The 24,921-nt window shown below is 62.0% G+C and carries 18 protein-coding genes and 4 pseudogenes; 10 read left to right on the forward strand and 12 right to left on the reverse strand.

The window, feature by feature from the left end; genetic code table 11:
* Positions 1–454: 454 nt before the first annotated feature.
* Positions 455–541: pseudogene (locus NKG95_RS34315) on the forward strand (formate dehydrogenase); the annotation flags it as partial.
* 15 nt (positions 542–556) lie between these two features.
* Here the strand turns inward: NKG95_RS34315 and NKG95_RS17315 are convergent.
* From NKG95_RS17315 to NKG95_RS17360, 10 genes are all read right to left on the reverse strand, one after another.
* Positions 557–1,576, reverse strand: coding sequence for a ScyD/ScyE family protein (locus tag NKG95_RS17315; protein WP_353041656.1), 1,020 nt, complete (start codon positions 1,574–1,576; stop codon positions 557–559).
* The gene (locus NKG95_RS17320; RefSeq protein WP_352788254.1) at positions 1,555–2,307 is read right to left on the reverse strand and encodes a formylglycine-generating enzyme family protein; all 753 of its coding nucleotides are present in this window, start codon (positions 2,305–2,307) and stop codon (positions 1,555–1,557) included. Before NKG95_RS17320 ends, NKG95_RS17315 begins: the two co-directional genes overlap by 22 nt.
* 1 nt (position 2,308) lies before the next feature.
* Complete coding sequence (locus NKG95_RS17325; protein ID WP_352496618.1) at positions 2,309–3,373, reverse strand: ABC transporter ATP-binding protein; 1,065 nt, start codon at positions 3,371–3,373, stop codon at positions 2,309–2,311.
* A 3-nt stretch (positions 3,374–3,376) separates the two neighbouring features.
* Positions 3,377–4,225 carry a carbohydrate ABC transporter permease gene (locus NKG95_RS17330; RefSeq protein ID WP_352496619.1) on the reverse strand — a complete coding sequence of 283 codons (849 nt, stop codon included), beginning with the start codon at positions 4,223–4,225 and terminating at the stop codon, positions 3,377–3,379.
* 7 nt (positions 4,226–4,232) lie between these two features.
* Positions 4,233–5,138, reverse strand: coding sequence for a carbohydrate ABC transporter permease (locus NKG95_RS17335; protein ID WP_352496620.1), 906 nt, complete (start codon positions 5,136–5,138; stop codon positions 4,233–4,235).
* A gap of 140 nt (positions 5,139–5,278) precedes the next feature.
* Positions 5,279–6,535, reverse strand: coding sequence for an ABC transporter substrate-binding protein (locus NKG95_RS17340; RefSeq protein WP_352496621.1), 1,257 nt, complete (start codon positions 6,533–6,535; stop codon positions 5,279–5,281).
* 502 nt (positions 6,536–7,037) lie between these two features.
* The gene (locus NKG95_RS17345) at positions 7,038–7,802 is read right to left on the reverse strand and encodes an ATP-binding cassette domain-containing protein (RefSeq protein WP_352788251.1); all 765 of its coding nucleotides are present in this window, start codon (positions 7,800–7,802) and stop codon (positions 7,038–7,040) included.
* The gene (locus NKG95_RS17350; protein WP_245525468.1) at positions 7,799–8,953 is read right to left on the reverse strand and encodes an ABC transporter permease; all 1,155 of its coding nucleotides are present in this window, start codon (positions 8,951–8,953) and stop codon (positions 7,799–7,801) included. Before NKG95_RS17350 ends, NKG95_RS17345 begins: the two co-directional genes overlap by 4 nt.
* 69 nt (positions 8,954–9,022) lie before the next feature.
* Positions 9,023–10,009, reverse strand: a complete 987-nt coding sequence (locus tag NKG95_RS17355) for an ABC transporter substrate-binding protein (RefSeq protein ID WP_353024434.1) — start codon at positions 10,007–10,009, stop codon at positions 9,023–9,025.
* 29 nt (positions 10,010–10,038) lie between these two features.
* Positions 10,039–10,197, reverse strand: a complete 159-nt coding sequence (locus tag NKG95_RS17360; RefSeq protein ID WP_352788242.1) for a hypothetical protein — start codon at positions 10,195–10,197, stop codon at positions 10,039–10,041.
* Between the two features lie 295 nt (positions 10,198–10,492).
* Between NKG95_RS17360 and NKG95_RS17365 the strand changes: the two genes are divergently transcribed.
* On the forward strand, positions 10,493–11,413 hold the full coding sequence (locus NKG95_RS17365; RefSeq protein ID WP_353041659.1) for a complex I NDUFA9 subunit family protein: 921 nt from the start codon (positions 10,493–10,495) through the stop codon (positions 11,411–11,413).
* 307 nt (positions 11,414–11,720) lie between these two features.
* Here NKG95_RS17365 and NKG95_RS17370 read toward each other — a convergent pair.
* Positions 11,721–12,143 (reverse strand): annotated as a pseudogene (locus tag NKG95_RS17370) (CBS domain-containing protein).
* Positions 12,144–13,451: 1,308 nt separating this feature from the next.
* Here NKG95_RS17370 and NKG95_RS17375 point away from each other — a divergent pair.
* The 3 genes and pseudogenes from NKG95_RS17375 (at position 13,452) to NKG95_RS17385 (ending at position 16,316) form a co-directional block, all read left to right on the forward strand.
* Entirely contained in the window at positions 13,452–14,666 is a 1,215-nt protein-coding gene (locus tag NKG95_RS17375; protein WP_353041661.1) for an NAD-dependent formate dehydrogenase, read from the forward strand.
* A gap of 38 nt (positions 14,667–14,704) precedes the next feature.
* A pseudogene (locus tag NKG95_RS17380) lies at positions 14,705–15,118 on the forward strand (tyrosine-type recombinase/integrase); the annotation flags it as partial.
* Positions 15,119–15,122: 4 nt separating this feature from the next.
* Positions 15,123–16,316: pseudogene (locus NKG95_RS17385) on the forward strand (IS91 family transposase).
* Between the two features lie 419 nt (positions 16,317–16,735).
* On the opposite strand, the gene NKG95_RS17390 reads toward NKG95_RS17385, so the two are convergent.
* Positions 16,736–19,591, reverse strand: coding sequence for an ATP-binding protein (locus tag NKG95_RS17390; RefSeq protein ID WP_353041662.1), 2,856 nt, complete (start codon positions 19,589–19,591; stop codon positions 16,736–16,738).
* 226 nt (positions 19,592–19,817) lie between these two features.
* Here NKG95_RS17390 and NKG95_RS17395 point away from each other — a divergent pair, with 226 nt between their 5' ends.
* From NKG95_RS17395 to NKG95_RS17415, 5 genes are all read left to right on the forward strand, one after another.
* Positions 19,818–21,179, forward strand: a complete 1,362-nt coding sequence (locus tag NKG95_RS17395; RefSeq protein ID WP_023722323.1) for an epoxide hydrolase family protein — start codon at positions 19,818–19,820, stop codon at positions 21,177–21,179.
* An 87-nt stretch (positions 21,180–21,266) separates the two neighbouring features.
* On the forward strand, positions 21,267–21,695 hold the full coding sequence (locus NKG95_RS17400) for a DUF6130 family protein (protein ID WP_352591189.1): 429 nt from the start codon (positions 21,267–21,269) through the stop codon (positions 21,693–21,695).
* Positions 21,692–22,972 (forward strand): epoxide hydrolase family protein, encoded by a 1,281-nt coding sequence (locus NKG95_RS17405; RefSeq protein ID WP_353041664.1) that lies wholly within the window; start codon positions 21,692–21,694, stop codon positions 22,970–22,972. The genes NKG95_RS17400 and NKG95_RS17405 overlap by 4 nt, the downstream gene beginning before the upstream one ends.
* Positions 22,973–23,009: 37 nt before the next feature.
* On the forward strand, positions 23,010–23,666 hold the full coding sequence (locus NKG95_RS17410) for a VOC family protein (RefSeq protein ID WP_031195072.1): 657 nt from the start codon (positions 23,010–23,012) through the stop codon (positions 23,664–23,666).
* 72 nt (positions 23,667–23,738) lie between these two features.
* A complete protein-coding gene (locus NKG95_RS17415; RefSeq protein WP_353041666.1) occupies positions 23,739–24,857 on the forward strand; it encodes a redoxin domain-containing protein in 1,119 nt (372 codons plus the stop codon).
* Positions 24,858–24,921: the final 64 nt, after the last annotated feature.

A 24,921-nucleotide genomic window follows, 5' to 3' on the forward strand; every position in this document is an offset into this window, starting at 1 on the left:
TCAGGCACGGACGCCTCCCTTCGAATGGTTGCAACACTCCATTCTGGCACAGCGATGCCGTCGGGGGGCGTCCACCCCATCAGCTTTGCGCCCCGATTTCGGCCGTTCGACTATATCGTTCGAACTGCCGAAAGCTGTCGGGGCTCCGGCCCTCTCAAACCCTCCGCCGCCGTTGTCGCGCATGTGCCGCATGCCACCTGCCGTGCTTTCAGCGAGCCGACCTTACCTCCAGTCTGGAACCTAGCAGTCGCCCAACTGGTTCAACCTTCCGCCACGGCCGGGCAGGGGAGGGCGTGCAAAACGGTAGGCGCGACCTAAGAAACGGTCGCGGTTCGAGTCGGGAGAGCGCTACCGCCTTTCCCCACACCAAGAAAATCTCCGATATCTCCTCCGTTGTTGCGCGTGAAGCGACCTGTCTTGGTGTTGCTCAGGCCTATGGCGAACGGCAAAGGAAGGCCGGCCGATCCGCGAGGAATATCTGATAGTCGATGGCGGCAAGCGCGCCGGCGCCGGTGCGCATTCCCCTAGCGCCGGCGACGCCATCGATAACAGATATTTAGGGGTGCGGCTGGGCAGGCCCTGCCTGTTTGAGAAAGACGAGCTTCCCGTCCAGTTGCGAGACGACGATAGCGCCTTTGTCGAAGGGGAGCACGTCGACCGGCCGGGTCAGTCCATCGAGAAGCACCTGCCTCTTTCCTGAGACAAGGTCTAACCCGAGAAGCCTGCCGCTGCCAGAAGCCCAGCCATCCGACTGATCGAAAGTGCCATGTTCGAGGACCAGCATCTCGCCCTCTGCATCGAAGGCGACATCGACCGGAGCATTCATGCCGATGGCCTCGACGCGGACGCTGCCTGTTTGGCCGGCCTGCTTCAGCGAGACGATACGGCCGCTGCCGGCGACGAAGGGAAATCCGCCGAACAGGGAGACGTAAAGCCGGCTGCCGTGCACGGCAAGGCCGGTCGGAACCGCGTCGAACTCGTATTTCTGACCGTCGCCGAACTCGGTCGGCGAGAGGGCGGTTAGGGCCTGGCCGCTGGTGCTCAGCCGAGCAAAGGCAAAGAGCTGCGTGCGGCCGCTCCCGTCGGCCAGAAGGCGTTCGACGGAGTTCCGCGCGGCGTCGACGACATAGAGCGTGTCGCCTGACAACGCGAAGTCGTACGGGTTCCAGAAGTCGTTGCTGACGACCCGCGTGACGGCGCCCTCGTCGACCTCGAGCATCGCGTGGTCGTTGGAGTCCTCGTCATGGTCCGCCGGCGTCCAGCCCTGGGCGACGAGATAGCCGCTGCCATGGCGCTCGACCCGATAGGGCCCGGTCGGTTCGCCCATGACGTCGGTGCCATGCGGCAGGACCGGACCGAAAGCGGTGAAACGGCCGTTCGGGGTGCGCCTGTAGAGGCGGCCGTCGGCTAGGTCGGTCACCAGAAGCGCATCGCCGTCGCGAGCAAGTCCGGCAAAGATCGCTCCCGGTCTTCGCACGATTTCGACTTCGTATCCCGACGCTGCCTTCGGCTCCGCCGACCCTTGCGTTGCGATCGCCATAAGCAAAAGGGCAATCAATCCGGTGAGCGTACGCATCGAAAGCCTCCGTTGGCGGCGAAGCGAAAATCAGGGTCATAGGCAAGCCGGCGGGTCGTGCTCAGGCGGGTGGGGTCGCTGTTCCACGCGCCACCACGAAGCACCCGATACTTTCCGGCGATTTCGGGCAGCGCTTCGCCGCCGTAGGGTGCATAGAAGTCGCGGGTCCATTCCCACACGTTGCCGACGAGGTTGAGCAGGCCCTCCCTGCCCGCCCCTAGTGGAAACGACCGGGCGGGTGCCGTCATGTCATGACCGTCGCTGGCGTCCTCGTCGCAGCAGGCGCCGCGTCCAAAATTGGCGCGTGTCGCGTCGACCGGCGCATCACCCCAGGGAAAGTGTGCTCCCTGCGGCCCGCGCGCGGCGCGTTCGTATTCCTGCTCGGACGGCAACTTCAGGCCATAATGGGCGCAGAACGCCTCTGCATCGGTAAAGCTGACGCCGACGACCGGGTGGTCAGGCAGACCGAGGGCCGGATGCCGGTCGTAGAAAGCGGCGCGATGTCCCGTCGCCGCGACGAAGCGGCGGTATTGCGCGTTGGTGATCTCGGTCTGGTTCATGGCGAAGGCCTGGCCTTCGACGACATGTCGCGGCCGCTCGTTTTCATCGCCCGTGTCGTTGCCGAAGACGAACGGCCCCCCCGGAATTTCGACAAGCGGATTGTCCGCAATGACATCCTCGCCTGCCGCGGCGCCTCCGCTCCACAGAAGTGCCGCGACGGCGAGGAGCATCCTAGAAGTCAACACGGTCCTGGCTCTGGCGGTCAAACAGGAACACCCGTCCGGGCGCAAAGCCGACCTCCACCATCTGATCAAAGTCGCCCACAAAATTCTTGTCGGCGCGAACAGTGAGCAAGGCCGCTCCGGCGCGCAGGGTGACCAGCGTGCTTTCGCCGGTCAGTTCGACCGAATAGATCGGGGCCACGATATTGGTCTTTTCGCTTCCGGCAGGAAGGACGTGGATGTCCTCCGGGCGGACGCCCAGTACAGCGCTCGCAACGTTCGCGCCCCCGAGGCCGTCGACCCTGACGCCGCCGAGGCTCGTGAAGACCCCGTCCTTGACCTCACCGTCGATCAGGTTCATCGGCGGCGAACCGATGAAGCCCGCGACGAAAAGGGTGCGCGGGTCGTTGTAGATCTTCTTCGGCGTGCCGAGCTGCTCGATCACGCCCTTGTTCATCACCGCCACCCGGTGAGCGAGGGTCATCGCCTCGATCTGGTCGTGGGTGACGTAGATCGTCGTCACCTGTAGCTCGTGCTGGAGGTGCTTGAGTTCGGCCCGCATCTGGACCCGCAGCTTGGCGTCGAGATTGGACAGCGGTTCGTCCATCAAGAAGACCTTTGGTGTGCGGATGATGGCGCGGGCCAGCGCGACGCGCTGGCGCTGCCCGCCGGAGAGTTGCTTCGGCAGCCGGTCGAGCAGGCCGTCGAGCTCGACGCGGCGTGCCACCTCCATGACCATCTGGCGCATCTTGTCCTGCGCCACCTTGCGGATCTTCAAGGGGTAGCCGATGTTATCGGCGACGCTGAGGTGGGGGTAGAGCGCGTAGGACTGGAAGACCATCGCGACGTCGCGATATTTCGGCAGCACGTCGTTGACCCGGTCGCTGCCGATGAAGATCTCTCCAGCCGTAACCTCCTCGAGGCCGGCTACCATGCGCATGGTCGTGGTCTTGCCGCAGCCCGAAGGCCCGAGTAGGACGAGAAACTCCTTGTCGCGCACCTCAAGATTGAGGTCGCTGACCGCGGTGAAGGTGCCGAACTTCTTGACCACGTTCTGGAAGACGACCGAGGCCATGGCTCACCCCTTGACCGCGCCGAACGAGATGCCGCGAACCAGGTGTTTCTGGACGACGAAGGCGAAGATCATGATCGGGATGCAGGCGGTGAAGCCGGCGGCGCTGATTTCGCCCCAATAGGTGTTGTACTGCGTGACGCGCCCGGCAATGCCGATCGGTAGTGTCTGCGATCGTTCGGTCAGGGTCAGGATAAGGGCGAGCAGAAATTCGTTCCACGAAATGATCAGGCAAAAGATGGCTGTGGCCGCCAGCCCAGGACGGGCGAGCGGCAAAGCGACATGCAAGAATGCGCCCCATCGCGTGTCGCCGTCGACCATCGCCGCCTCCTCGAGCTCGACCGGCAGGTCCTGGAAGTAGCTCTTCATCATCCAGGTAGAGAAAGGCAGGTTGAACGCCGTATAGGCGATGATCACCGCAGGCTTCGTGTTCAGCATGCCGAGATGGTTGAAGGCGATGTAGAGCGGGATGATCGTCACGATGGGTGGCATCATGCGCGTCGACAGGATCCAGAACGAGATCTGGTAGCGCCATCTGCCCGGATACTGGAAACGGGCGAGCGCATAGCCGGCCAGGGAGCCAAAGACGACCGAGACAAGCGTCGTCGAGACCGCGATGATCAGGCTGTTCAATGCATAGATTAGGAAAGGCCGCTCGACGAAGGCGGCGTGGTAATGCTTCGACGTCGGATTGGCGGGGACCCATTGCGGCGGTATCGAGAAGATGTCGATGTCGTATTTGAACGAGTTGGCCGCGATCCAGTAGACTGGGAAGAGGGTGACCACGAGCGCTACGGCGATCACCACATAGGCGGCGATGCGCTGGATTCCGATACGCTTTCGGCGGTGCGCCATAGGTCCTCTAGTCGGCAAGCCGCATGCGCTTGATGAACCAGGTGCTGAACGCGACGGTCGTGAACAGCACGAAAAGCGAGATGGCGGCCGCATAGCTGGGGTCGGCGAAGCGGTACGCCACTTGGTAAATATAGAGACTGAGCGTCTTTGTCCGGTCGGCGGGGCCGCCGCCGGTCAAGATGAAGACGAGGTCAAAGAGCCGCAGCGCGTCCATGATGCGTAACAGCAGCGCGATGGCGATGACCGGCTTCAGGAACGGCAGCGTCAGATCCCAGAACTGCCGCCAGGCGGAGGCGCCGTCAATCGCCGCCGCCTCGTAGGGCTCGTCCGGCAGGCTGGCGAGCCCGGCAAGCATCAGCAGGAACATGAACGGCGTCCATTGCCAAACGTCGGCGACGATCACGGACAACATAGCCAGTCGGACGTCGCCGGCCCAAGCTTGGAGGGGCAGGCCGAGCCGGAACATGATCTCGTTGAGCACGCCGAATTGCGGCTCGTAGATGAGCTTCCAGGTGATCGCGACCGCAACCGGCGGCAGCATCATCGGCAGCATCAGGATCGTTTTCAGGAAATTCAAGCGCCGGATGTATCGGTCGAGCAGCAAGGCGAGGCCGAGGCCAAACAGGAACTCGGTGCCGACAGCGAAGACGGTGAACACCAGCGTGTTCCACAAGCCGACGTGAAACTGCTCGTCGGTGAGAAGCCGCAGAAAATTGTCAGCGCCGGCAAATTGCCAGGGCAGGTCCGGATTCGGGCTGATCCGCGTTGCCGCCGCAATGATCATGTAGATCGACGGAAATATCGTGAGCGCCAGGAGCACGAGCATAGCTGGCGCAAGCATCAATACCCGCAGGTGGCGCTCAAACCACCGCTCGAACGAATTTCCGAACTTCGCACCGATAGAGACGGTCATCGGAAGTTCTATCCGTCATATCAGTCAATCATAGCATGGCGAACCCGAGATCCAAACCGGCGCGTACGCGCTCGTGCTTGCCCCGAGAGCTGATCCGGCAAAATGGAGCAGCATCACCGGATACCACCATATGCGGCCAACTACTTGATGCCGGTTATCTCTTCGACCGCAGCCTGGGATCTCTTCAGCGCCTCCTCCGACGTTTCGGTGCCAGCTACGGCTTTGGAAAGCTCGATCCCGAACGCGTTCTCGATCTCGGGCCATTTCGGATGACGCGGACGCGGCGTCGAGGCTTCGATCGCTTGCATGAGCACTGGATAATGCCGGAATTTTTCCTGGCCGGTCAGGCTGGGATCAGCGAAGATCGACTTGCGCACCGGCGGGTTGCCGCGCTGGGCCGAGATTTTCATCTGTTCCGGTGAGGTCGCCCACAGCATGAAGTCGAAGCCCTCCTGCTTGTTCTTCGCAGCGGCCATGATGCCCATCGTCCAGTGGCCGATTTCCGAGCTGCCCGGTTTGGTGCCCGCCGGGATCGGCGAGTAAGAGATCTTGCCGACCATCTTCGACTGGCTGGGATCTTCGAAGGTCGCGACCCAGTTCGGCCAGTTGATCGACGAGGCTGCGGTGCCCGCTGCCAGGGCCTGCCCGACCTCGTTGGCGTTGTAGCTCTCGACGCCCTTCGGCGAGACGTCGCGCAGGGCCATGAAGGTCTTCATCGCGGCCGCACCTTCGGGCGTGTCGATCGTCACTTTTGTCCGGTCAGCGTTGAACATGTCCGCGCCATAGGACCAGAAGATCGGCATGAAGTCGGCGACGACGGGGTTGCCCTGGCCGCCCCGGAAAACATAGCCGAAATAGCGGCCGCCGCCTTTTTCGGAGAGCGCCTTGGCTGCCTTCAGCACGTCGTCCCACGTCTTCGGTGCCTCAACGCCTGCTTCCTTGAACTTGGTGGCGTCATAGAAGAACATCTGCGCGTTTCCCACATAGGGCAGGCACACGTAGGGCCCCTTGTTGTAAGGATTGCGGCAGACTGCCAGGGATTTCGACAGGAAGTCGCTGTCCGGTCCTTCGAGCCCGGCCTTCTTGAAATAGGGCGTCAGATCTTCAAGATGCCCGTTTTCCGCGAAGAACGGAATCCACGGATCGTCCATCAGAACGATATCGAAGGCGCCCGATTTTGTCTGGCCGGCATTGGCCGCCTGTTCGAAGACGTTGCTGTAGGGAGCCTGGACGATCTCGACTTTGGTGCCCTTCAGCTTCGCATAGTCGGCGGCAGCGGCTCTCAGGCCGTCGCCCTCGCTTCCCGAGGGAACGAGCACTGTTATGTCGGCCCACGCGTGCGTCGCCATCAGCGACGACAGCGCCAAGACCACGGAGAAAAGAAATCTTCTGACCATCTTATTCCTCCCGTTTCCGCTCCGGCCTGTCGGGCGGCCGGTGCCAGAACCGCTCGCACGCGTTTTGACCGCTTACGAAGCGCGCGAGCGCTCCGTCGCAGACGGCAACGTTTGAAAGGGGTGCGAACGGCGCAGGGGGCCACTTGGACCGCCAAAGCATCAATACTGCGGGGCAACTCGTGGGTCATCACAACCCACATCTCCCGTAGGTGCACCGAGGTGCGCTAACTGCCATTTTAACATCTTGGCTGCTTCAGTTGAAGTGGATGCGGGCTCCACGGTGTGACAAATGCGCCCCGGTCGGGTCAGTACGAGATTGTCGGTCCCCGCGGTGGCGGCAGTGGCCAGGAGTGCACCGTTGTTCGCAACGAACCGCTTCCTGTCCGCGCCGAAGACGTATCGTTCGCACTGATGGCCGTGCTTGAGCGCTCCTCCCGCTGGGGCGCGTTGTGTTCGTGTCACTCTTCGGTGTCATCTCTTCCAGTACACCGAGCGCCGCCATCTATTGTACGCGCGTATCGTCCAGGGCGCCCACCATGTATTGCACAAGCTCCTGAGTATGCGTCTCCGCCGTCCGCTTCTCCGTCACTTTGTGCCCCCTGCGCATCACCATGAGGCGGTCTGAGACCGCGAAAACATCGGGCAGTGTGTGCGTGATCAGGATGACGGGGACCCCCTGGTCCCGCAGCTTCCTGATGAGCTCCAGGACTTTGTGCTGCTCGGGAACGCCCAGATTGTTGGTCGGCTCGTCCATGATCATCAACCGGGCGTCCCAATAGACGGCGCGAGCGATTGCGACGGCCTGACGTTGTCCGCCGGATAGGCTCTCGATCGGCTGCGTGAGGCTCGGGAATTGGATCGCGAGCGACTCCAGCGCCGCCCGGGACTCCCGAAGCATCATCTGCTCGTCGAGCGTCCGGATGAGGCCGGCGAGGTAGCGCTTCTTCGCTTCGCGCCCAAGGAAGATATTGGCGCTGACATCGAGATTGTTGGCGAGCGCCAAGTCCTGATAGATCGTCTCGATGCCCTGCCGGCGCGCATCCATCGGGCGGGCAAAACGGCTGAGCCGGCCCTCGAAGTAGATCTCGCCTTCGTCGGGCTGATAAACGCCTGACACGCACTTGATAAGGGTCGACTTGCCGGCGCCGTTGTCGCCGAGCAGACCAACGACCTCGCCAGGGTAGACATCCCAGCTTACGTCGTTGACGGCCACAAGGCCGCCGAAGCGCTTAGTCAGCTTCCTGATCGAAAGGACAGGCTCCGTCACGTCGGCGGCCCTCGTGTCGCCCGGCCGATAATCAGGTCTCGCGACTGGTCGATCAGCACGGCGACGATCACGACAACGCCAACGACGATGAATTGCCAGAACGCCTCGACGTTCAGCATGACAAGACCGGTAGTTAGCACTGCGATGATCAAAGCGCCGATGACGGTGCCCATCACGCTTCCGGCGCCGCCGAATAGGCTGACGCCGCCAATGATGACGGCGGCGATCGAGGAGAGAAGCAACGCATCGCCGATCACCGCCGAGCCGGCAGTGAAGCGGAGTGTCGACAGGAAACCGGCGATACCGGCCGTTGCGGAGGAGAGGATGTAGAGCGAGATGATATGGCGGTCGACCGGGATGCCGGTGCGGATGGCTGCCTCGACATTGCCGCCGATGGCGTAGGTGTGCCGGCCGAACTGCGTCTTTCGCAAAACGAAGATCGCGATCGCGACAATGATGGCGGTGAGCACCACGGGATAAGGAAGGATGCGGTCCATGCGACGGAGCAGCTCGCCGCTTACCTCCGGCGCTGCGAGGAAATGGAGGCCGCCGGCCTCGCCGCGGATGAAATAGACGAGAGCGTCATTGCCATAGGCGCGAATTCCTGGAGGCAGGCCGATCACCGTCGTGTTCTCGGACATCAACAACGCGACGCCACGCACGATGAACGAGCTCCCCAGCGTCACGATGAAGGCCGGTACTTTCAGCTTGGCGATGATGACGCCATTGACGAAACCGACGACACCGGCGCCAGCCACCGCAGCGAGGAATCCGACGACGACCGAGGGAAAAAGCGGCAGTCCGGCATTGAAGACAGCGCGGATCGCCAGCGCCGACAGCACCGAGGCGAGACTCATGACCCAGCCGACGGAGAGGTCGATGCCGGCGGCGATGATGACGAAGGTCTGGCCGAGGCCGAGCAACAGTATCGGTGTGATGGCGACGAGGATGTTCTGCGAGTTGCGCACGGTGAGGAAATTGACGGCGCCAAAGCTGACGATCGGTACTGTCACGACGAAGAAGACGATCATCAGGGCGAGGAAAGCCCAGGCCCAGGACCGGCTCAGCGCCAGCACGAATCGCTTCGGCGGCGTTAGGGTTTGCGCTGCGGGGGCCATCTCCGCCACCGCCTTCATTTCCACGCGGGCCACGAAACCTTGTCCTCATGAGCGGACGCGAGCTAATCCCGGGAGCGCCGCTCCCGGCAGGCCAGTCGCCCGCTATTTGGCCGGAACCTGATAGATGAAGCGGGCAATCGCCGGGTCTTTGACGTTATCCTTGTCGATGATGGCGAACCCGGTCTCGACACGACGCGGCAGGCTCGTGACGCCGGCAGCATCGGCCGCGGCGAACTGCACAGCCATGTAACCCATGTCGAACGGTTTCTGTGCCAACACCAGCGAGACGACGCCGTTGTTCATCAGCTCGATTGCCAATTGCGTCGCGTCATAGGCGACAACTTGAACGTGGCCGCCCAATCCGGCGTTGACGACGGCCGTTCCGGCGCCTTGAGCGCTGAACACGTTGGTGCCGAACACCCCGGCGAGGTCGGGTTCGCGTTCGAGGACCGCCGCGGTCTGTTGCGTCGCCTTGTTCTGGTCATCGAGATTGTAGTCCGGCCCGAGGACCTTGATGTCCGGAAATTCCTTCTCCATCACCTCCTTGAAGCCCTGCTCGCGACCCTCGACCGAGCTGACGTTCGGGTTCGTGGAGTTGATGTAGACAATACCCTTTCCGCCGATTGCCTTGGCGAGGCCCCGGGCTGAAATGCGTCCGCCTTCGACGTTGTCAGAGCCGATATAGCTGATCGGGAAGGTCACCGGGCCGTTCACGTAGTCGCCGTCGCCGAGGAACGTATCAACGGTGATGACCTTGATCCCGGCGTCGACCGCCGCCTTGAGTGGACCGATCATCTGGTCCTTATCGGTCGGCGCGGTCACGATGTAGTCGAGGTCGCCGCGCGCTACCATGGCGTCCAAAATCGGCGTCTGGGCCTCGACGCCCCACGTCTGCGGGATCTGCGTCACGACCTCGACGCCGAGGTCCTTCGCCGCAGCCTCAACGCCAGTCTGCATCACCTGATAGAAAGGATCGACGACGCCAGGCAGAAAGCCGATCTTGATCTTGTCTTGTGCGGCAGCAGCCTGCGGAGCTGCCGCGAGAGCCAGCGCTGTGATCAGCGCAAGGCAAAGCTGTCTCTTGGACATTTTTCACCTCTCGAGTTGACTTTTGATGCTCAGCCGACGTCACAGATCGTCGCTGAGGCTTTGGCAATTTTAGCAGGTGCTGAATCGCTTGCAAACGACGACTGTCCGTTGACGGCGAAAGGCTGGGCCGCATCTACATGACGTTGGCTGCCCTGTTCATCGCGCAGGCGACCAACATCCACTTTCAATTGGTGGCCAGATCCTCCTGCTGCTTTTTATGGCGCCAGCCTGACTTCAATCAGCCTAGCAGCCTCAACGGGCGGCGCACCGTCAACGACGCACAATGGCAGAATCGCGATCTGCTGCGATCGGCTCATCAATCGCCGGAATTCCGCAAGGAGTGGGGTCATTTTCGATCAGTTGACGGACGAGATCGACCCCAATCTGTACGAGGCAGCCCAGATAGTGGTCGGTAGGCGTGCCGCCCACATGACCTGAACCGCCGGGTCGAGACCGCCGACACAAGCTGACAAAGTCTAAGCCATGGCTGCTATGAACCATCGCGTCGTCATCGTGTTCGGTGGAACCGGGTTTCTCGGCCGCCGCGTTGTTCGGCATCTCCGCGATGGCGAGTTTTTTGTTCGGATTGCATCAAGACATCCGGAACGGGCCAAGAAGTTGTTTGGTTCTGATGATCCGCAATTTCAATCGGTCAAAGCCGACATCCACGATGAGCGGGCGATCGCCGATGCACTTGCCGGTGCTTTCGGTGTTGTAAATGCGGTCAGTCTCTATGTCGAACGGGGACAGGAGACCTTTCACTCCGTGCATGTCGAGTCGGCCCGGCAGGTTGCAGCTCAAGCACACCGAGCTGGCGTCGAACGGCTCGCTCACGTTTCAGGAATCGGCTCCGATGCTGCCTCGCCGTCGCCCTACATCCGCAAGCGTGGCGAAGGCGAACTGGTGGTGCGTGCCGCGTTTGCTGACGCCACTATCATCCGCCCGGCGGTGATGTTCGGACCGGATGACGCGCTTCTCACCATTATCCTCAAACTTCTCCGCCGGCTTCCAATCTATCCGATGTTCGGTCGCGGCCTGACGAGATTGCAGCCGGCCTATGTGGGCGATGTGGCAGAGGCGACCGCAAGAGCGCTGCAGGGAACGGAAACGCATGCGATCACGTATGAGTGCGGCGGTCCTCGCATCTACTCTTACGAGGAATTTCTCAAAGCCGTTGCACACCAAGCCGGCCTTAGACCCATACTGGTCCCAGTGCCATTTGCCGCTTGGCACGCGTTCGCATGGGCCGCGGAAATGCTTGCGAGTCCGCCCGTCACTCGTAATCAGGTGGAACTGATGCAGGTTGACAATGTGTCATCGCCGCAGATGCCCGGATTTGAAGAACTTGGCATTTCGCCGCACTCGGTCGAGGAAATGCTCCAGGAGATATTGTGGGATCACTGATTAAAGAGCCTCTTCGGCTAGATGTTTGATCCCAGGCTTTGATGGTTCATCATTGTCGTCCGAATCAAAGGATGCACTATGGGCCAGGTTCTGCATGGGAGCGCCACAACGACAGAGGCGAGGGCGGACCGAGTGCGCTCCGATATTTGCCGCTGCTCCTTCTCCGCCAGAGCTGCGTACGGGTGCAGTATAAGTTCGTCCTGCACACGCGGCATTTCAAGGATGCAGCCGACAGTTGCGGTTGGTTCCGCAATCGTCGGAGCCGAAGCCCGACGGGTATCGACTATCCGCCGGGCGAGCCACCCTTTCAGTGGTGATGGGCGGAAACGCTCTTGATGTATTCGGACACCAGTTCCATCGGCGCCGACTGACCGAGGTCGCCCACGCCGAGGATGCCGACCATCCGCATATTCTCGTTGATCACCGGTAACCTGCGGATTTTTAGTTTCCTCCATGTGCTGCATGGCCTTGGCCAGATCTTCGTCTTCGCGGCAGCGGTGAATGCCGGCGGTCATGACATCGCGCGCCGTCGCGGTACGGCTGTCTAAACCATCCTCCGCCAGTGCTTTGCAGACGATGTCGCGGTCGGTCACCATTCCGATCAACCGGTCGTCTCTCCGATAGGAATCGAGCCAATATCCTGGGCTCGCATCATCTTCGCTAGTTCGGCGACAGGGGTTTCGGGGCTGACCCAGTCGACACCCTTGTGCATTGCGTCTTTGACTTTCATAGCGGACTCCCTTGCTGGTTGCCCCGCCGCTGTGTTGACGTTTGCTGACAAGGCCGCTGATTCCGGCGTTCTCCTGGGATTATCTGGTGCGATCATCATTCGTCATTCGTTATTTTCCTCCAGGCGCGGTCGAGTGAGCGTTCGGCGCATGACGGCCGAGCCAAACGAGTTGTTGTTGGCCCTAAACCATCACTACGACGAGTGGCTTGGTGAGGTTGGCCTGCCGTCGTCTTGTGCCGAACAAGCTGCATCGCTGATCTCTGGCGCTGCCCCCTCTCCTGCGGATCACCCGTCGATGTCGCCGCAACGCTTCCCCCAACGAAAAACCCCGCAGGAGCGGGGCTTCTAGTATTTTTCGGCGCGGGCTTGCGCTCCACTGAAAACAGTGACGGAGCAGTTGGGCGACAGGGCCAGCGTCTGCCGTTACGGCGAGTCAGGATATCGTTGCATCATCGGCGTTCCGAGCCGCGTCGAACGCGACCGGTCGATTGATGACATTGCTGACGGCAGAACCAGCGAGTGTGCGCGTCACGGAAGCCGGAAAGCAGCGGTCGTTCAATTGCGGAATTCGGATGGAATTGTATCGACTCCGACTATCCTTACACACCCTGCAAAGCTACGCCGATGGCGCTTGCAAGGACGACAGGAAAACACCACCTATAGATTGATAGCGAACAAGCTGGAAACGTCGGTTCAAGTCCGACGGCCCCGACCAAATCGGGGTTTCGTCTAGGGTAGGACACCACACTTGGTAAACGCCGCTCCCTTCCGGTCGAGCGGCGTTTTCGTATTTTCTGTAGAAAGGCAACAAACGGCCGGCATTGTGGAAAGGCTAGCCTTGTAGCGCTGGCTGGTGAGCGTTGCGAACTGGCTTGGCAATACCGTCTGAGCGGCAAACGATGCGAGATTCCTCTGCTTGATAAGCGCTGGCTAACAGGTTGTTTGCAATCTTTGGGGGGATACAGAAGTCTGCGAAGTCGGAGCCTGTCAGTGATCATGATGCACGGTGCCGAACCTCGGCAATTCTGAAGTGTCCGCATCAAGCATTTGTTGTCAGCAAACCGTGCGCACGGTCTGAAATAAAGGAACTCGAACGCTGCACCAGTGCCGCCCGCAGCACTTGAAACCATGCCCGGGTCTTCCATGTAATACGCAATAGCGCACAACTTTCCGAATGAGGAAGCGCCGGCAGATGAGTCTGCTCCCCACCAGCAATTCAATAGAGCATCGCCGTGCCGACCATCGTTGGCCGGCAGCGTTAACAACAGAGCGTTTTCCTCTTCGTTGTCAGACGAAGGGAGATACACAATGGCAAAGGTCGTTTGCGTCCTCTATGACGATCCGGTCGACGGCTATCCGACAAAATATGCGCGGGACGGCTTGCCGAAGCTCGACCGCTATCCCGGCGGCCAGACACTTCCCACGCCGAAGACCATCAACTTTGAACCGGGGATCCTGCTCGGCAGCGTGTCCGGCGAACTGGGTCTCCGGAAATTTCTCGAAGGCGCGGGCCATAGCCTGGTAGTAACCTCGGACAAAGACGGTCCCCACAGCATTTTTGAACGCGAACTCGTTGACGCCGAAATCGTGATCTCGCAGCCGTTCTGGCCGGCATATCTGACCGAAGAACGAATAGCCAAGGCAAGCAGACTGAAGCTTGCGATCACCGCCGGCATCGGATCCGATCATGTCGATCTTCAAGCCGCCATGGACCGTGGCATCACGGTCGCCGAGGTGACCTACTGCAATTCGATCAGCGTGTCCGAGCATGTGGTCATGATGATCCTGGGGCTCGTGCGCAACTACATCCCGTCCTACCAGTGGGTCGTGAAAGGCGGCTGGAATATCGCCGACTGCGTCGCACGCTCCTACGATATCGAGGGAATGCAGATCGGAACCGTCGGCGCCGGCCGGATTGGCAGCGCAGTATTGCGCCGGCTGAAGCCGTTCGACGTCAAGTTGCACTACACCGATCGCCACCGACTGCCTGAGGCGGTCGAGAAAGAACTCGGCGTCACCTTCCACCAGGATTCCGCATCCATGGTCGGCGTCTGCGACGTGGTCACGATCAATGCACCTCTGCATCCGGAGACGGAGAACCTCTTCGACGAGACGATGATCGCTAGGATGAAACGCGGCGCCTATCTGGTGAACACGGCGCGCGGCAAGATCTGCAATCGTGACGCCATCGCCCGCGCGCTGGAGAGTGGCCAACTCGCTGGCTATGCCGGCGACGTCTGGTTCCCGCAGCCGGCTCCCAAGGATCATCCGTGGCGATCGATGCCGCATCACGGCATGACGCCGCACATTTCAGGATCGTCGCTCTCCGCCCAGGCGCGCTACGCCGCCGGCACCCGCGAGATTCTGGAGTGCTGGTTCGAAGGCAGGTCAATCCGCGAGGAGTATCTGATCGTCGACGGCGGCAAGCTTGCCGGCGCCGGCGCGCATTCCTACAGCGCGGGAGACGCCACGCGCGGTTCGGAAGAGGCAGCACGCTTCAAGGCCAGGAGTGATCCGCGCTAGATCGATTTCCGCTGCGCTCGACTCGGACGGGAAGAAGACAAGGGCGACGCAGGGACCGCAACGCCATGCTCTCGCCGCAACTGCTGGAACTGGTGCGTCTGTGGTGGCGCGAAGGCAAGCGGCGCGGGGTGATGCTCCCGCACGGCTGGCTGTTCCCAGGGCGTGGTTGCACGGCGCCGATCTCGTCGCGTCAACTGCATCGCGCGGTCCAGGAAGCAGCTGAAGTCGCCGGCATCCGCAAGCGCGTCAGCCCGCACACGCTGCGTCACAGCTTCGCCACCCACCTGCTCGAGCAGGATGTCGACATCCGCGTCATCCAGGTCCTGCTCGGGCACAGCAAGCTCGATACCACCGCGCTCTACACCAAGGTCTCGACCCGGACGATCCACGCGATCGCAGGGCCGCTCGACCGGCTGATGGCGCTGGTGGAAGGCAAGACGCCTCCCGGCTGAACCGGTGCGCGCAGACCTGGAGGTCGCCGATATCTTCCGTGCTGCCGGCCCCGGATACCGGGTCGCCCACGCCGGGCATCTGAGCCTGCAGCAGCTCAAGGTCATGTCGGCGATCGAACACTGCCGCACCGCTGCATTGGGTGGTCATGTCGAAGCCTGCGCGGACTGCGGTCAATGGCGGATCGCTTATAACAGCTGCCGCAACCGGCACTGTCCCAGGTGCCAGGGCGCCGCCGCGCGTACATGGCTCGCCGAGCGCGAAGCCGACCTGCTGCCAGTCGGTTACTTCCACGTCGTGTTCACGCTGCCCGCCGAGGTCGCCGTCATCGCCTTCCACAACAAGGCGCTGGTCTATGACCTGCTGTTCAAGGCGGCATCGGAGACGATGCTGACGATCGCGGCGGATCCCAAGCACCTCGGCGCGCGCATCGGCATCACTGCCGTGCTCCACACATGGGGCTCGGCAATGACACACCATCCTCATGTCCACATGATCGTGCCGGGCGGCGGCATCGCGCCGGACGGGTCACGCTGGATATCGTCGCGGCCAGCCTTCCTTCTCCCAGTCAAAGTACTGGGCAAGCTGTTCCGCCGTCTGTTCCTGACTCGGCTGGTCGCGCTGCACGACGCCGGTCGGCTCGCCCTCTTCGGATCGGCGGCTCACCTGGCCGACCGTCGGGCTTTCCTGCGTCATCTGAAGCCTGTTCGCAGCAAGCGCTGGGTGGTCTATGCCAAGCCGCCCTTCGCTGGGCCGGAAGCGGTGCTCGCCTACCTGTCGCGCTACACTCACCGGGTCGCCATCTCGAACCGCCGCCTGATCACCTTCGATGAGGCTGGAGTCACCTTCCGCTACAAGGACTATCGCCGCGATGGTGTCGAGCGCCAGCGCGCCATGACGCTTGCCGCCGACGAGTTCATCCGCCGCTTCCTGCTCCATGTCCTGCCGCGTGGGTTCCACCGCATCCGTCACTATGGACTGCTCGCCGGCTCCGCCCGCAAAGCCAGCCTCGCACTCGTGCGCGAACTGCTGAACGTCGCTCCGCCACCCGAAGACAACCCTTCAGCATAACCGGCTGACGTTCGCCCGCCTTGCCCTTGCTGCGGCGGGCGCATGGTGGTCATCGAGAGGTTCGAACGGTGGTGCCAGCCTCGTGCGCCGCCAACCTCACGAGCGCCGAACCGGGAGAACACCTCATGACCCGGCATGACCAAGTTGCTCGTACGACCGCGCCACGCCGGCGACGGTCAACGGGATGTTATGTGCACATTGCCGTCGAGCCGGTCGTCACGCACACCAATCCCGTCGGAATCAACAATACACGCTCTGCGACCTGGCCCGGAAGCCGCTTCCACGCCATGCCCACCGCATCCTATGCGGAAGTTCGCGACAGACCCAGGCACGCTCCGAAACACAAATCCCCATAGGCCGTCGTCTGCGGCCCGCGGGTTCCTGCATGAGAGACTTTCGTACGCCTGACGGCACCCGAAACCCTTCAGCATGTCGGTCATTCAGCCAGCCACTCCTGTCCTCCCGAAGCCGACATTAATAGTGCCCACACCACCGTCGAAATTGCGCCGAGAGGGGACGACACCATTAGGAGAAGTGGCATTGAGGCTCTACCTCAGTGTCGCCAGCAGGTGTTCGGCAGCCCCGACATCCGCCGTATTCAGGCTCTCCACAAAATACGCCGCAACCGACTGCAAGAGCTCGCGAGCGCTGTTGATCTCCCCGCGCCCGGCCATCAGCGTCGCCATGTCGATTGCGGTTCGCAACTCCCATGCCCGTGCGCGCTGACTTCGGCTCAACTCCAGTGCCTGCATGAGGTAGGCGGCAGCTTCATCACGGTTGCGCTCCGACTGGAGAAGGAGGCTTCCCTTCATCCGTAGCAACTCCGGGAGGTACAACTGGTCGCCGTTCTTTTCGACTTGACCAAGCGACTCGTCGATCAACGCAATGGCTTCATCAACCTGACCGATCGCGGACAGTCCCCTAACTAGCGAGAGGTTGAGCGGCGTCGTGAGCAATTCATAAGGCGCCGCGTGGAGCTTCCGAAGAGATGTCTGCAGGCCCTCGACGCCGCTTTTTGCATCGCCGTGACGGATCGCGACTTCGCTTTTGAAGCCCCGACCGACCAGCAGGTAAGGAGTCATGGAATGGGATTCCGCGCGGGCGATGAGCATATCTATGTACGCCTCGGCGCTCTTCAGGTCACCGGTCCACAGGAAGACCGATATCGCCCAGATCAACGCGATCGCCAACGTTAGAGAATGATCCATGGCGGCAGCCTCTTCGACGGCCTGTCGGGCGTGTGCCATGGCTTGGTCCGGATGGCCTTGTAGCCAAAGGTTCCTCGCCAGGATGGCCCTGGCCAGGATTTTGCCTTCGAAGCCCAGATAGATCGTCGTGGTCCGCTGGGAGCGCGGCCCACGGTCGAGCGCCGCCTCCAGCTCTGCGCGGGCCTCCGCGAGGTCGCCTCGCAGGTGGAGCGAGATGCCCAGGATCGAGTGTGCCAGCGCGTTGACGACCGAGTCGTCCAAGGTCGCGGCTGTGGCTGAACAACGCCTTGCAAACTCAAGGGCGGTTGCGAAATTGCCCGTCCGCAGATGGAACATGTTGAGCGAACCCAACAGACGCACCCGGTCCAGCGGATCGCCGCGCTGCTCGGCGATCGCCAGGCTCCTCTCCAGAGCTACGCGCGCCCTGTCGCGTCCTCCCCGCATGAACATGAAGGACACGCCGAGGGCTGCCTGAAGATGCATCTCGTCAAGTCCGCCAAGGGCGGCATCGTCGAAAGCGAATATTGCTCTTTCAGACCAGCGATGACACTCCGGCAACAAGGACATTGCCAGGAAAACCGGCGCGACAGCGCTGGCGAGTCCGACGCCGATGTCGGCGTTTCCGCTGTCGCCGAAGCACCATTCCAGGGCAGCCCGGACATTGTTGATGGCGGCGAAGTGGGGCGCCCGCTCCTCACCGGTCGCCAGGCTTGGCCACTCGATCCCGGTCTGCTCCAGCCATCTCCGATAGTAGGCGGTGTGGCGCACTGCCAGATCGGCAGCCTCGGCGTCATCGATCCGGATGTCGAGAACGTAGGCGCGCGTCGTATCGAGGAGCCTGTAGCGCATCATTGCTCCAACCGGACGCGTCGCCACGATCGATTTGGCGACAAGACTGTCCATGGCGCCAAGGACGGTCGATCGGTCGAGGGTCGCGCTCGTCACGACCTCCAGGGCGGCATCGAGCGTGAAATGACCGACGAATACAGCGAGCCTGCGAAGCACCACGCGCTCAACGTCGGTCAGGAGCCCAAAGCTCCAGTCTAGTGTCGCCTGCAAGGTCTGCTGACGCGGCGGCGCTGTCCGTGAACCGAGCCACAGCAGTGTCAGGCGTTGATCGAGAAGCGCGGCTGTCTGCTGCAGCCCATAGGATTCGACACGTCTGGCCGCCAGTTCGATCGAGAGCGCCACCCCGTCAAGCTTTCGGCAGATGCTTGCGATGATCAAGGCCTCGGCGTCGCCGACGTCCAAACGAGCGCCACCTGCCACCGCTCGCTCGACGAACAGCTGGGTGGCCGGGAATGTCTGGACGATGGCCGCCGTTAGCCCCGGTTCGTCGGGCGGAAACGCAAGCGCATCCAACCGGCAGATATGTTCGCCCTCGACCCGAAGCGCCTCGCGGCTCGTCGCCAGGATGTAGACCTGTGACGCCGCATCGACGATGCTCGAGGCCAGAGGCGCCACCGCATCCACGAGATGCTCACAGGTATCGAGGATCAAGAGAATCCGCTTGTTGCGCAAGTAAGCGATCAGGTTGGGCGTCGCATCCTCTGTTTGAACCGTTAGTCCAAGCATCGAGGCGACGGCTGTCGTCACCAGACCGGGATCGCCGATCATTCCCAGATCGACGAACAAGACCGCCCCTGAAAATGCTTCGATCAGGTGATGCCCGACTGCGATCGCGACGGTGGTTTTGCCGACGCCACCGGCGCCAACGATGGTGACGAACCGCGAAGCATTCAGCTGCACCGACAGCTTAAGAACATCCTCGTCCCGTCCGACCATCCGGCTCAAGCGGTTTGGAAGATTCGCGTGCGGAAACTCAGCGGCAATGAATAGGGCTTCGTCGCGTGGGCTGTTTAATCGCAAAACCGGCGCAACGAAGCAATAGCCCCGCCCCGGAAGCGTCGCGATGTACCGCGCGCCATCCTTTCCATCGCCCAGCGCCCTGCGCAGTCCGGTCATGTGGAACCGCAGGCTGCCTTCCTCGACGACGACATCCGGCCAAACCCGCGACATTAGATCTTTCTTGCTGACGACTTCATTCGGTGCAGAGGTCAGGACTATGAGAATGTCGATGGCGCGCGAACCCAACTCTACGGGAGCGCCTTCTCTTGTCAGGAGCCTTTCACCCGCAGCAAAATGGAAAGGGCCAAACGACAATCTGTCTTTGGCTTGTATTCCCGTTTTCGTCATGGCGTCTTCTTTTGGAGCCGCCTGCACCCAGCGCCGCAGTTTAAGTCAAGGAGCGCTCCTGCACCATAGGGAGTCTCACAGTCTAGGCGCCTCCTATCTGCTCAAAAAAGCGGCAGGCTGGCAGCGGCTAACACAAGCTCACGACGCATAACGGGCTAATCCCGCCTCCTGGGCGTAGTTCAAGCTACGTAGATAGATCGCAAACCCATCAACCCAGGAGAGACCCATGGACACGACCAGAACCTCCGAAGCAATCGACCAGGATCGCCGGCGACTTTTGGGCACTGCGGCGGCCGGCATCGCCGCCGCCGGCGCGGCAAGCCTGCTCCCGTCGCAATTGGCCGCCGCATCCACGAGCGATGCCATCCGCCCTTTCTCCGTCAGTTTCCCGCAGGAGGAGATCAATGAGCTTCGCCGGCGCATCGCCGCCACGCGCTGGCCCGAGCGCGAACTCGTCTCCGACGAGGCGTCCCGGCGGATCTGGTCGACCCCAGCAACTGTAGGGCCAACGCAGGGCGTGCAACTCGCCACAATGCAGAAGCTCATGCAGTACTGGCGAACGGAATACGATTGGAGCAAGTGCGAGGCGCAGTTGAAGGCGCTGCCGAATTTCGTCACTGAGATCGATGGGCTCGACATCCACTTCATCCATGTGAAGTCTAAGCATCAGGGCGCCCTGCCTGTCATCATCACGCACGGCTGGCCCGGTTCGGTCATCGAACTTTTGAAGATCATCGACCCGTTCACCAATCCCACTGCGCACGGAGGCACGGAGGCGGAGGCGTTCGACGTGGTGATCCCGTCGATGCCGGGCTACGGCTTTTCCGGCAAGCCCACCGAAACCGGTTGGGATCCCGGGCGCATCGCGCGGGCGTGGATCGTGCTGATGAAACGCCTTGGCTACGACCGCTACGTCGCGCAGGGCGGCGATTGGGGAGCACTCATCACGGAACAGATGGCCCTGATCGCACCTCCCGAGCTGGTCGCCATCCACACGAATATGCCGGGGACCATTCCGCCGGAGATCGTGAAGGCGCTGGCCTCCGGCGGTCCGCCCCCCGCTGATCTTGGCCCCGACGAGAAGCGTGCCTACGAGCAGGTAGCGTTCTTCTACCAAAACGGCCTGGGCTACGCCAACGAGATGGCTCTTCGTCCGCAAACGCTCTACGGGATCGTCGATTCACCGGCCGGCCTGGCGGCGTGGATCCTCGATCACGATGCGGACAGTTATGCGCTGATCGCCCGCTCCTTCGATGGAGAGCCGGAGGGCCTTACCCGCGACGACATCCTCGACAACATCACGTTCTACTGGCTGACGAACACGGCGATCTCGTCGGCACGTCTCTATTGGGAACATACGCAAACGGCGAAGGCCGGCTTCTTCGACGCCAAGGGCATCACCATTCCCGTCGGTGCGACTGCGAACCCCAGTGAAATCTACACCGCACCGAAGAGTTGGACCGAACGCGCGTTCCCGAAGCTTCTGCACTATGGCCGCACGGACAAGGGCTGCCATTTCGCCGCCTGGGAGCAGCCAAAGAGTTTCACCGATGAGGTGCGCGCAACATTCAAGACGTTGCAGACATGACGTGTTGGCGGGGGATGGCGCGCCGGACGCTCGTCATCTTCCGCCCAGCGATAGCTGCGTAGCGAACCTCCGAAGGGAGCGACTGCAATGAACCCCCTCATCAAGACGCTCACCGCACTCGCGGTTTGCACCGTGCTCGCCACGGGCGCGTTTGCCCAGAGCACGGTCGTTCCCATCGACAACGAGCCCGCACCCAAGCTGATCGTGGAGCCGCCGCTTCCGGGTCCGTTGGCTAGCGGCGTCGTGTTCATCCCGTACCGGGTGGAGAACTTGCGCATCCTGCCTGTGGGCGGGGCGGCCGCGCGCAACGTGTCTCCGCGGGTCGGGCATCTGCACGTCACCGTCGACGACCTGCCTTGGGCGTGGGCGGACTACGGTCAGAGCAACACCATCATCTTGGTTGGCATGCCAAGCGGCCAGCACAAGGTGCTGATCGAGGTGGTGGATCCCGAAGGCAAAGTCTTCACCAAACAAACGGTGACGTTCCACACTCCGGACAAGAAGGTGCAGCCATGAGGCTCGACCAACTGGCGGCCGTGCTGGCATTCGGGCTTTGCATCCTTTCCGCGCCCGCCTCCGCCAACCCGGTCGAGGATCGCTCGATCCGGCCCTTCAAAGTCTATGTGCCGCAAGCGCCGCTCGATGATCTTCGCAGTCGCATTGCGCAGACAAGGTGGCCCGACCGGGAGACGGTCGATGACCAGTCGCAGGGCATACAGCTCGCGAAGATCAGGCCGCTCGTCGAGTATTGGGGCACGGCCTACGACTGGCGGACAGCGGAAGCGAGGCTGAATTCCCTGCCCCAGTTCATGACCACGATCGACGGAGTGGACATCCACTTCATTCACGTTCGCTCGAAACATCCCAATGCCTTGCCGCTGATCATGACGCATGGCTGGCCCGGCTCGGTGCTGGAACTGCTCAAGACCGTCGGCCCTCTCACCGATCCCACGGCGCATGGCGGTAGCCCGGAAGACGCGTTCGACCTCGTACTGCCGTCGTTGCCGGGTTTCGGCTTCTCCGGCAAACCCACAGATACCGGCTGGGGTACAGACCGCATTGCACGAGCCTGGGCAGAGCTGATGAAGCGCCTTGGCTACACAGATTACGTCGCCCAGGGCGGCGACTGGGGCTCTCCCGTTTCGAATGCAATGGGACGTCTGGCCCCGGCAGGCCTGCTCGGCATTCATGTCAACCTGCCGGCTGTCGTACCGCCAGAGATTGCCGCGGTGCTCGCCGCCGGCGGACCGGCGCCGGCGGGGCTCATGGACAAGGAGCGCGCGGCGTTCGATGCGCTCAGCATGGCCGCCAAGATGGGGAACAGATCCTACGCCACGATGATGGGCACCCGGCCCCAGACGATCGGTTACGCCATCAATGACTCCCCCGCAGGGCTCGCCGCTTGGATGCTCGGGCATCCGGGCTTTTCGGGCTGGACCTACGACAAAAGCGACCCCGAAAAGTCGCCTGACGAGGTGCTGGACGATATCACGCTGTACTGGCTGACGGACACCGCCACCTCGTCCGGGCGAATTTACTGGGAGTACGGCGGCGGGCGCAGTCCCGTTTTTGCCGGCCCTGAAAAGACCAGCGAAGTCTCGCTGCCGGTGGCCATCACGGTCTTTCCGGGGGAAGGCTATCAGGCCCCCGAGACGTGGGCCCGGCGCGCCTACCCCAACCTGATCTACTTCCATGAGGTCGACAAAGGCGGCCACTTCGCCGCGTGGGAGCGGCCGGAGCTCTTTTCTGCCGAGTTGCGCGCCGCGTTCAGGCCGCTGCGGCAAACCAAATAACCACCTCACTCGAAAGGAACGACAAATGTCTCAAACCATGAAAACGCCCCGTGACGAAAAGCACGAAACTGCGACCGGGACCCTCAAAAAGCAGGCGCTCGACATGAAGCTCGAGGTCGTGGTCATCCCCGTCTCGGACGTCGATCGCGCCAAGAGCTTTTATATCGGCCTGGGCTGGCGGCTCGACGGCGATTTCGTCGTCGGCGATACGTTCCGGGGTGTGCAGTTCACACCTCCGGGCTCGCCTGCCTCGATCCACTTCGGCACGGGGGTCACGACGGCGGAGCCCGGCTCGGCAAGCGGGCTTTATCTTGTCGTGTCGGACATCGAGGCGGCGCGCGCCGAGCTCATTGGCCACGGCGCCGAGGTCAGCGAGGCGTTTCACCGCACAGGTCCCGGCAAGCCGGCGGTCAAGGGGCGCGATCCCGAGCGGCGCAGCTACTCCTCGTTCGCGACGTTCAAGGACCCGGACGGCAACGAATGGCTGCTGCAGGAAATCACCACCCGCTTTCCCGGCCGGATCGACACCACGACCTACGCTTCCGGAGCGGATCTTGTTGCCGCGCTGCGACGCGCGTCGGAGGCCCACGGCGAGCACGAGAAGCGCAACGGCGGCCAGCGCGATGAGAACTGGCCGGACTGGTACGCGGAATACATGGTGGCTGAGCAGGCCGGCAAAGAGCTTCCGCTCTGAAGGATTCAGCGCGCAGCGCGCCGCTGAACCGTCTGCGCGGCGATATCGATCGAAACTGAAAAGGCGTCGTCGATGAAAGCAATTAAGCTGCTCGTCGCCGTGGCGCTCGCAATGGCAATCGGGGCTCCGATTGCCAGTTTTCTGGGAGACACGAATGTGGCTCAGCCGATAGCCTCCGCACCGATGAGGGTTCCGTTCCTTCACGGACTTTCCTCCGACCAGTTCGAGGGTCAATCCGAGCTTGCTTCGCTTGGCGTGGCGCACGAGTGGATAAATTCGCCGCCGCTGACGGCGTCGGCTTTGCATGGCAAGGTCGTCCTCATCGATTTCTGGACCTACACCTGCATCAACTGGCTGCGCACGCTTCCCTACGTTCAGGCCTGGGACGAGAAATACCGGAAGCATGGTTTGGTGGTGATCGGAATCCACGCGCCGGAGTTCTCGTTCGAAAAAGACCTGAACAACGTGCACCGGGCGGTGAAAGACCTGGGGATCGATTACCCGATCGCCGTCGACAACGACCATCTCATATGGCGGGCTTTCAGCAACCAGTACTGGCCGGCACTCTATTTCGTCGATTCGCGGGGACGCGTCCGGTATCACCACTTTGGCGAGGGCTCATACCAACAGTCGGAAATGGTCATCCAGGAATTGCTGACTGAGGCTGGCGCCGGCGGATTCGACCGTGAGCCTGTGTCGGTGGATGCCCGCGGCATCGAAGCCGCGGCCGATTGGGAGACCCTCAAGTCTCCGGAAAATTATCTCGGCTACGAACGCACCCAGAATTTTGCCTCCGGCGGTGAAGCGGTCTTGGACGCGCCGCACATCTACGACGTGCCGGCGCGACTACGCCTGAATGAGTGGGGGCTGTCTGGCAGTTGGACGGTAAGGAAAGAAACCGCCGTACTGAACAAGTCCGATGCCCGCATCGCGTACCGTTTTCACGCGCGCGACCTTCATCTGGTCATGGGTCCGGCAGCGCCGGGAACGTCTGTGAGATTTCGCGTGCTGATCGACGGGCAGCCGCCAGGCACGGCTCACGGCATCGACGTCAATGAAATGGGCGAAGGCGCAGTGACAGAGCAGCGCCTGTACCAACTGATCCGACAATCGAAACCCATCGTCGATCGCCAGTTCGAGATCGAGTTTCTCGACACAGGCGTGGAGGTCTTTGCATTCACGTTCGGCTGATCGCCGCGCAAGGATAGAGGTTCCCAAATGCATCCGCTCAATATCCCCGATGAAATCGACCAAG

The sequence above is a fragment of the Mesorhizobium sp. M1423 genome (assembly GCF_040317575.1).
Classification (GTDB): Bacteria; Pseudomonadota; Alphaproteobacteria; order Rhizobiales; family Rhizobiaceae; genus Mesorhizobium.

Coding starts and splice junctions, on each gene's coding strand:
- NKG95_RS17315 (WP_353041656.1), bottom strand. CDS start 1,576: ATGCGTACGCTCACCGGATTGATTGCCCTTTTGCTTATGGCGATCGCA.
- NKG95_RS17320 (WP_352788254.1), bottom strand. CDS start 2,307: ATGCTCCTCGCCGTCGCGGCACTTCTGTGGAGCGGAGGCGCCGCGGCA.
- NKG95_RS17325 (WP_352496618.1), bottom strand. CDS start 3,373: ATGGCCTCGGTCGTCTTCCAGAACGTGGTCAAGAAGTTCGGCACCTTC.
- NKG95_RS17330 (WP_352496619.1), bottom strand. CDS start 4,225: ATGGCGCACCGCCGAAAGCGTATCGGAATCCAGCGCATCGCCGCCTAT.
- NKG95_RS17335 (WP_352496620.1), bottom strand. CDS start 5,138: ATGACCGTCTCTATCGGTGCGAAGTTCGGAAATTCGTTCGAGCGGTGG.
- NKG95_RS17340 (WP_352496621.1), bottom strand. CDS start 6,535: ATGGTCAGAAGATTTCTTTTCTCCGTGGTCTTGGCGCTGTCGTCGCTG.
- NKG95_RS17355 (WP_353024434.1), bottom strand. CDS start 10,009: ATGTCCAAGAGACAGCTTTGCCTTGCGCTGATCACAGCGCTGGCTCTC.
- NKG95_RS17365 (WP_353041659.1), top strand. CDS start 10,493: ATGGCTGCTATGAACCATCGCGTCGTCATCGTGTTCGGTGGAACCGGG.
- NKG95_RS17375 (WP_353041661.1), top strand. CDS start 13,452: ATGGCAAAGGTCGTTTGCGTCCTCTATGACGATCCGGTCGACGGCTAT.
- NKG95_RS17390 (WP_353041662.1), bottom strand. CDS start 19,591: ATGACGAAAACGGGAATACAAGCCAAAGACAGATTGTCGTTTGGCCCT.
- NKG95_RS17395 (WP_023722323.1), top strand. CDS start 19,818: ATGGACACGACCAGAACCTCCGAAGCAATCGACCAGGATCGCCGGCGA.
- NKG95_RS17400 (WP_352591189.1), top strand. CDS start 21,267: ATGAACCCCCTCATCAAGACGCTCACCGCACTCGCGGTTTGCACCGTG.
- NKG95_RS17405 (WP_353041664.1), top strand. CDS start 21,692: ATGAGGCTCGACCAACTGGCGGCCGTGCTGGCATTCGGGCTTTGCATC.
- NKG95_RS17410 (WP_031195072.1), top strand. CDS start 23,010: ATGAAAACGCCCCGTGACGAAAAGCACGAAACTGCGACCGGGACCCTC.
- NKG95_RS17415 (WP_353041666.1), top strand. CDS start 23,739: ATGAAAGCAATTAAGCTGCTCGTCGCCGTGGCGCTCGCAATGGCAATC.